7 protein-coding genes and 1 pseudogene are annotated in these 6,842 nt (G+C 70.0%); 7 read left to right on the top strand and 1 reads right to left on the bottom strand.

What is annotated here, in order from left to right; genetic code table 11:
- Nucleotides 1-342, top strand: a pseudogene (locus ACFW2Y_RS33820) (IS5/IS1182 family transposase); the annotation flags it as partial.
- Between the two features lie 10 nt (nt 343-352).
- Here the strand turns inward: ACFW2Y_RS33820 and ACFW2Y_RS33815 are convergent.
- A complete protein-coding gene (locus ACFW2Y_RS33815) occupies nt 353-748 on the bottom strand; it encodes a hypothetical protein (protein WP_384886985.1) in 396 nt (131 codons plus the stop codon).
- A 473-nt stretch (nt 749-1,221) separates the two neighbouring features.
- Between ACFW2Y_RS33815 and ACFW2Y_RS33810 the strand changes: the two genes are divergently transcribed.
- The 6 genes from ACFW2Y_RS33810 (at nt 1,222) to ACFW2Y_RS33785 (ending at nt 6,725) form a co-directional block, all read left to right on the top strand.
- Nucleotides 1,222-1,494, top strand: a complete 273-nt coding sequence (locus tag ACFW2Y_RS33810; protein WP_384886982.1) for a hypothetical protein — start codon at nt 1,222-1,224, stop codon at nt 1,492-1,494.
- A gap of 259 nt (nt 1,495-1,753) precedes the next feature.
- Nucleotides 1,754-2,497, top strand: coding sequence for a response regulator transcription factor (locus tag ACFW2Y_RS33805; RefSeq protein ID WP_384886979.1), 744 nt, complete (start codon nt 1,754-1,756; stop codon nt 2,495-2,497).
- Nucleotides 2,498-2,529: 32 nt separating this feature from the next.
- Nucleotides 2,530-4,176 carry a sensor histidine kinase gene (locus ACFW2Y_RS33800; protein WP_384886976.1) on the top strand — a complete coding sequence of 549 codons (1,647 nt, stop codon included), beginning with the start codon at nt 2,530-2,532 and terminating at the stop codon, nt 4,174-4,176.
- Between the two features lie 57 nt (nt 4,177-4,233).
- Nucleotides 4,234-4,632, top strand: a complete 399-nt coding sequence (locus ACFW2Y_RS33795) for a hypothetical protein (protein WP_384886973.1) — start codon at nt 4,234-4,236, stop codon at nt 4,630-4,632.
- On the top strand, nt 4,632-4,940 hold the full coding sequence (locus tag ACFW2Y_RS33790; RefSeq protein ID WP_384886970.1) for a hypothetical protein: 309 nt from the start codon (nt 4,632-4,634) through the stop codon (nt 4,938-4,940). The genes ACFW2Y_RS33795 and ACFW2Y_RS33790 overlap by 1 nt, the downstream gene beginning before the upstream one ends.
- 630 nt (nt 4,941-5,570) lie before the next feature.
- On the top strand, nt 5,571-6,725 hold the full coding sequence (locus ACFW2Y_RS33785; protein WP_384886968.1) for a S1 family peptidase: 1,155 nt from the start codon (nt 5,571-5,573) through the stop codon (nt 6,723-6,725).
- Nucleotides 6,726-6,842: the final 117 nt, after the last annotated feature.

Here is a 6,842-nt window from a genome sequence, read left to right as displayed (position 1 = left end):
GGGCGAGTAGACCTTCATCACCATAAAAGATGCCTCCTACCCGACCCCTGGCGGGGCCGGGATCAGAGGTGTCCACCACTCGGGGACAGGTCCCGACGTCAGATCAAGCACGCGATCCCCGAGCCGAGAGACCAGCGGGCCAACCGCCGGCGCCTCGGCAGCCAAGGCGGCCGGCCCACAGGGTTCGGCAAGACGATCTACCGCCGCCGCAACGAAGTTGAGCGGACCATCAGCCGACTCAAAACCTTCCGGGCAGTCGCCACGCGCTTCGACAAGCGCGCGTACGTCTTCCACGGAACGGTCACCGTGGCCACAATCCGCCTATGGCTCCGCCCGGAGTGAAGCTCCCCGTTCAGAGGTCCTTGGCATCAGGGTAGTGGCGGCGAAGTTCGCTGAGTACGCGCTCGTCGACAGCCCTGACGTCCCACAAGGAACTGTCGAATTCGGTCAGGACGACCACCAGCTCGCCCCCGGCGAACCCACATGCTTCGGCATCGATCAACTGGAGGAAGGGGGTCGCCAACGACAACAGCGTCAACGTGTCCATGCCGGATTCGGTGGACCTTCTCTCCATCTCGACACAGCGAGGATCGACGATCTCGTCGAGTTCGACGCGCCAGGTCAGGTCCAGGCCGAAGCTGCCGAGGCGAACCAGCAGCTCGGCCAGAGTCACGTAGTGCTTTCCGTGCCAGGCGGGAAACCTAATCCCCTTCATCCCCGCCTCTGCTTCGGCCGTGTAGCGCGACATGCGACCCCCTTCGTTCAGCGAACGACTAAACCACAAACCTTGATCGGCTCTCACGACCCCATCGGGCAGCCCCTGACAACAGCCCATCGGCTCGGCTACGTGCCGTACGCCGCTGCCCTCGGCAACGGTCACCGCCCATGCCGCCGCATGGACCCGGCCGGGCGGTGGTCGAGCCCGGAGCTGGACGCCGCGCATTCGCCTACGAGGCCGGGTGCTCCGCCCTCCCGGTGGATGCGCTGCGGCGCCGGGGCCGTTCCGTCCCGGGAGGCGTCGCCGTCGTCGGCGCGGATGAGACCCGGTGCTGTTTCGGGGGTGCTGCATCCGCTCCTGAGCACGGCGGGAATCCGTCTGCCCGCAGCGGGGCGGATCCCCGCCGCACGGGAAGAGCTCGTCGTGCACCGCCGGAGCTCCTGATCCGCGGCACGACCGTCGACGTTTCCATTCCTTCATGATCACAACGAGATCAAGGAACCTTGCAGTGCCAGCGAGTCGCGCACCACACACGGGCCGGGGCGACGGCAAGGCCTGCCGACCCGGGTGGGGGAGCCCCCAAGAGCCAGTCCGCGAAGGTCCACGTCGCCTACCACCCCAAGAAGCCGGGCATCGTGACCGAATGCGGCTCGCCGTCCGGCCGTGCGGGCGACACCGTGGCCGCTCTGATCCTCCTCGTCCTCGGGCTCTTCATCGACGCGACGGTCATCGGCGTAGTGATCGGATCCTTCCAGGGCGTGTACCAAGGCTACTGAGATGGTGCGGGTGGAGGCCGGGCCTCTCGCTCCGAGATGCCTCGAGGACGCCTTCGGGGACGGCCCGGGGACTTCTGCGCACGCCGAACAGCGACTCCACAAGGACGGGAAGCGAACCCTTTTCTGCGAGTTACCTGTGAAAACGCCCCCACCACCGCCGGGGGCCCGGCTGCTCGTATCCGGTGATGCACGATGGTCGCCGGAGAGCGGAGACGGGGCAGACGGAGTCCGAGCCGTGCCCGGAAGACAGGAGAGAGCGATGTCCGGTGCAGGAGATGCCGATGTGCGCCACATCCTGGTGGTGGACGACGACGCGGCGATCCGCCGTTCGCTGGCCCGGGGACTGCGGTTGGGCGGCTTCTCCGTGGACCTCGCGGAGGACGGTCGGTGCGCCCTAGAGAAGGTGGCGTGCGACCCGCCCGACGCGCTCGTTCTGGACATATCCATGCCCGGCCCCAGCGGCATCGAGGTCTGTCGCACCCTTCGGGCAAAGGGCAGCGACGTTCCGGTGCTCATGCTGTCCGCACTGGACGAGACCGCGGATCGGATCGCGGGGCTCCAGGCCGGCGCGGACGACTACCTCGTCAAACCCTTCGCCTTCCAGGAGTTGTCCCTACGGCTGCGGGCCCTGCTGCGCCGCCGTCCCCCGGAGGTCTCCGGCCGGCTGCGAGCCGGCCCGCTGACGGTCGACCTCACCAGCCGTGAGGCGCTACTGGACGGCGTCGTGCTGCAACTCACCCGTCGGGAATTCGAGCTGCTCACCATGCTGGCGCGCAATGCCGGCCTGGTTCTCACACGGGAGCAGCTTTTGGAGAGGGTGTGGGGGTACGACTTCGACGTTCGCACCGGGGTGGTGGACACCTTCGTCAGCTACTTGCGCCGCAAGTTGGAAGCGGAGGGTCGGCCCCGGCTGATCCACACCGTGCGCGGTGTCGGCTTCGTCCTGCGCCCGGGCGTCGGGAGCAGCGCCGGCGCCGCGGGGAGCGGGGCGGCGGACCGATGAGGCTTCCCGGCCGTGTGGGGCCGACCCGGCGCATGCGCCTCTCCCTCCGTATCGCCCTCGCCGTGGGGACGGCCGTGCCCCTCCTCGTCCTCAGCGCCGGTTGGCTGCTCGTACGGCTGGTGGCGAACGACCTGCACACCCAGCAGGACACACACCTGCGCCAGCGCGCCGTCGCCGTCTCGCGGAACGCTCGCGGGCTGCTCCAGGCGGTCGCGGCGGACCGGTCACCGGCTGTGGAGAGGTCACGAGAACGCCGTCTGTACAACTCGGCGCTCGACGTCGGAATCCGGTTGATCGGCCCTGGCGGGACCGCTTCGGGCGGGCCCCAGCCCTCCGCGTCGGTGCCGCTGCCGGACGCCGCCCCCGAGCCGATCACCGTCCGTGACGGAGAGGCCCGGTGGCGGGCCATGTCCGTGCGGATCACCGGACTGTACGAGGGGGTGGACGGCACCCTGTGGCTCTTCTCGCCCGACACCGCGAGCGATGAGCAGCTCCAGTTGGTGCGTGCCCGGGTCCTCGGTGTGGCCGGAGTGACCGCTCCCCTTGCCGGTCTGCTCGCCGGTGTCCTGGCCACCCGAGCGACCCGCCCGCTCGAACGCCTGCAACAGCGCACCAGCGGGCTCGACCCCCGCTCGACTGCAGCACGGTTGGAGCACGCGCCCACGGGGGTCGTCGAGGTCGACGACCTGGCCCGCACGCTGCAAACGGTGCTCGCGCGCTACGACGAGCAGGCCGCCCGCACCGCCGAGGGGCTGGCCACTGCCCGGTCCTTCTCCGCGGCGGCCTCCCACGAGCTGCGCACCCCCTTGATGAGCATGCGGACCAACGTGGACATCCTCGCTTCCCACCCGGACCTGCCTCCCGAGGAGAGGACCGAAGTCTTGGAGGACCTGACCCGGGAGCACGAGCGTTTGTTGGGGTTGCTGATGATGCTGCGTGAAATGGGACGCGGTGATCTGGTGGAGACGGAGGCGTTCGGTCCGGTGGACCTGGGGGACGTCGTCGAAGCCTCGGTGGCGGACCTGCGCCGCAGACGGCCCGATGCCTCCATCGAGCTGACCGGCGAAGCAGTACCCGCCCTGCACGGATGGGAACCGGGGCTACGCACCGTCATCGACAACCTGCTGGGCAACGCCGTCCTTCACGGACGGGACGGGACGCAGCCCGCCCGGGTGACCGTGGCCTTCGGTCCGGCAGCGGGGCCGCACGAAGGGCAGGAGGCGGTCCTCACGGTCGACGATCAGGGACCGGGCATCCCGTACGACGCGCGGGAGGACGTCTTCGGTCGCTTCAACCGGGGACCCGACAGTCCGGGCTCCGGTTTGGGACTCACCTTGGTTGCCCAGCAGGTCGCCCTGCACCGGGGACAGGTTCGCGTACTGGACGGGCCGGGTGGCACTGGAACCCGCTTCGAAGTGCGGTTTCCCGTGGGCACGACGGAGAAACAGGTGCTTGGGAAGCGCACCGACGGACGCAGGGGGGTCCGGCGCAGAAGTCCTTCTGATCGCGGAGCCGCTGGTTCTGCGGTGGCCGTGCGGACCGGCGTCGGTGGTCCTGCCCTCGGGTCGGGGGCACCGCCACGGCGTGACTGGATGATCGAAACCGCCGCGCACCCCCGTCTTGGCGGGTGGTCCTCGGAAGAGGGGCACCCACAAAGTTTCCACAAGGAAGGTTCCTAGTCTCCGGTGCGAGACGGGCAGTCCCGCCCGCTCAGGACCCTTCGTGGAGGAATTCCCATGCCAAGGTTCAAGAAGGCCGCCGTGTCGTTGGTCGTGCTCGGCTCCTTGCTCTCCGGAGCCGGGATCGCCGTGGCCGACGGTGGCTCTCCGTCCCGGGAAACCGGCCGTTCCGGCGACGGTGCGGAGGCCCTGTGCAAGCGTGTCCCCAAGATCGAGAAGCGTATCCAGCGGGCGCTGGACCGGATGAGCGGCGATGCCGACGAGCGGGGATCGCTGGCCCGCCTGGAGGACCGGGTGACCGCCGCCAAGGAGGCCGGTCACACCGAGGTCCACACGCTTCTCGACCATCGGCTCGCTGCGCGCAAGACCCTCAGGACCACCCTTGAGCAGCGGCAGAAGGACGTGGCCGCGGTCAAGAGCTGGTGCGAGGCGAACAAGAACGGCAGCCAGAACTGATGCGACCGCTTCGTCGTGGCCGGCGTGCCGTCCTGGCGGCGGTCACGCTGGCCGCACTCCTCCTCGGAGGCTGCACCGGAGGGGCCGGTGACACGGACGGCCGGACACCGGAGGACAAGGGCGTTGGGCAGGCGAACACTTCGGGCTCCTCGGCCGTCCAGGACACCACGCGATCCCCTGTCGTGAACGGGTCCCCCGCAGGTCCCGCTCCGGTGGACCAGGAGGAACTCGCGCGGATGCAGGAGCTCTTGGACGGTGCCGAGTCCGCCGCGAACGACGCCGACACCGACACCGACACCGACGAGTAGCACACCCTGGGGATGGGAGTCCGGGCTGGTCCGGGCGAAGCCACGGCTGTCGCCGGCCAGCCCGGACACGAGCCCGGCCGGGGTCAGGTGCTGGCCGGGCCTGCCCCCCGCCGTCGCAGAACCCGGTGCGGGGCGGTCCCGGCCAGTACCTCGGCAACCACGCGTGGCCATCCGGGTCGCCGGGTGCTCTCGGCCCGGTGGAAGCTGCGGGCCCTCGTCTCCGAGCAGCGCGCTTCCGTCGCCACCACGATTCAGCGCCGCCCTTCGGTCCGACGGCCCGCCGACCGGAGCACCGAGGCCCTCGGGCGGCTCCGGGGTCGGCCCTGTCCATCGGGTCGATCCGGGATGACGGTTCATCAGGATGGCGCACTGACCACCTCGTTGCCGGTCCGGCCCGAACACCCCTGGCGGTCGCAGGAGTTCCGGCGGATCTGCAAGCTCATCAGGGCCGCCGAGAAGCAAGGTCTGTGCCGTGACTCATCGCACCGCAGCCGTACGGGCGACCCGTGCCCGGCCGGACACCTCAGGCCGAAATTTGGTCTGGACCTGACAAGTAAGGCCCGTTAGCGTATCGCGCGGTGCTTCTTGAGAGCGCTCTCACCGTTACGGCTCCCCACACCAGGAGGTCTCGTGCAACGCACCACTCCCCTGCGCGCCGCCGTCACCGCCCTGCTCCTCAGCCTTGCCCTCGGCGCCGCCCACACCGGCGCGGCAAAAGCCTCCGAGATCCCGGAAGGAAGGGCCGCCGAGCTATCCGCATCGGCCGGGCTGCTCGACGCCATGCGTCGGGACCTCGGCCTCACTGCTTCCCAGGTCGAAGGACGACTGCGTGCCGAAGAGGCCGCCGTGGCCATCGAGAAGGCCGCCAGAGAAGCCGCGGGCGGCGCGTACGGCGGCTCCTGGTTCGAGCCTGCCACCGGCCGTCTCGTCGTCGCCGTGACCGACCGTGCGGAGGAGGCCGAGGTGCGGGCGCTGGGCGCTGACACGCGGCTGGTCCGACACAGTGCCGCCTCTCTGGACCGGGCCAAAGCACGCCTGGACGCACTCGACGCACCCGCCGGTGTCGCCGGCTGGCACGTCGACCCCCGCGCCAACAGCCTCGTCGTCACCGTCGTGCAGAGCGAGCGGGATGCGCCCTCCGTGCGCGCCTTCGTCGATCGCGCCCGGGCCGGCGGTCCCGTCACCATCGCCGAAACGACCGAAACGCCGCGTACGCATGCGGCGGGCACCGTCGGCGGCGACCCGTACTACACCGGCAACGTCCGCTGCTCGATCGGCTTCTCCGTGTACGGCGGCTTCGTGACCGCGGGGCACTGCGGACGTGCCGGAGACGCGGTGCGGGGCTGGGACGGATCGGCCATGGGAACCTTCCAGGGCTCCTCGTTCCCCGGCAACGACTACGCGTACGTGGGGATCCACAGCGGCTGGTGGACCGTACCGGTCGTGCTCGGTTGGGGAACCATCCCGGATCGACTCGTGCGGGGCTCCGCCGAGGCGCCGGTGGGAGCGTCCGTCTGCCGCTCCGGATCGACGACCCACTGGCACTGCGGCAGTGTCCTCGCCAAGAACGAGACCGTCAACTACAGCCAGGGCGCGGTGTACCAGATGACGAAGACCAGCGTCTGCGCGGAAGGCGGTGATTCCGGAGGCTCGTTCATCAGCGGTGACCAGGCGCAGGGGGTCACCTCGGGCGGCTGGGGCAACTGCTCGTCCGGCGGCCAGACGTGGTTCCAACCGATCAACGAGATCCTCGTCCGCTACGGCCTGACGCTGCACACCGCCTGAGCTCCTGCGACCGTCGCACGGCCGCGCCGCCGGCAAGGAGAGCGGCGGGGATTCGACGCCGGCACCGCACCCCTGCACGACCTCACGGTGCGGGCGCCCGGTAGTCCCGGGGCCGGG

Source organism: Streptomyces sp. NPDC058877 (assembly GCF_042742855.1).
In the GTDB taxonomy this organism is placed as follows: domain Bacteria; phylum Actinomycetota; class Actinomycetes; order Streptomycetales; family Streptomycetaceae; genus Streptomyces.
Note: the sequence above shows the minus strand (reverse complement) of the source record. Positions and strands in the feature narration are given on the sequence as shown.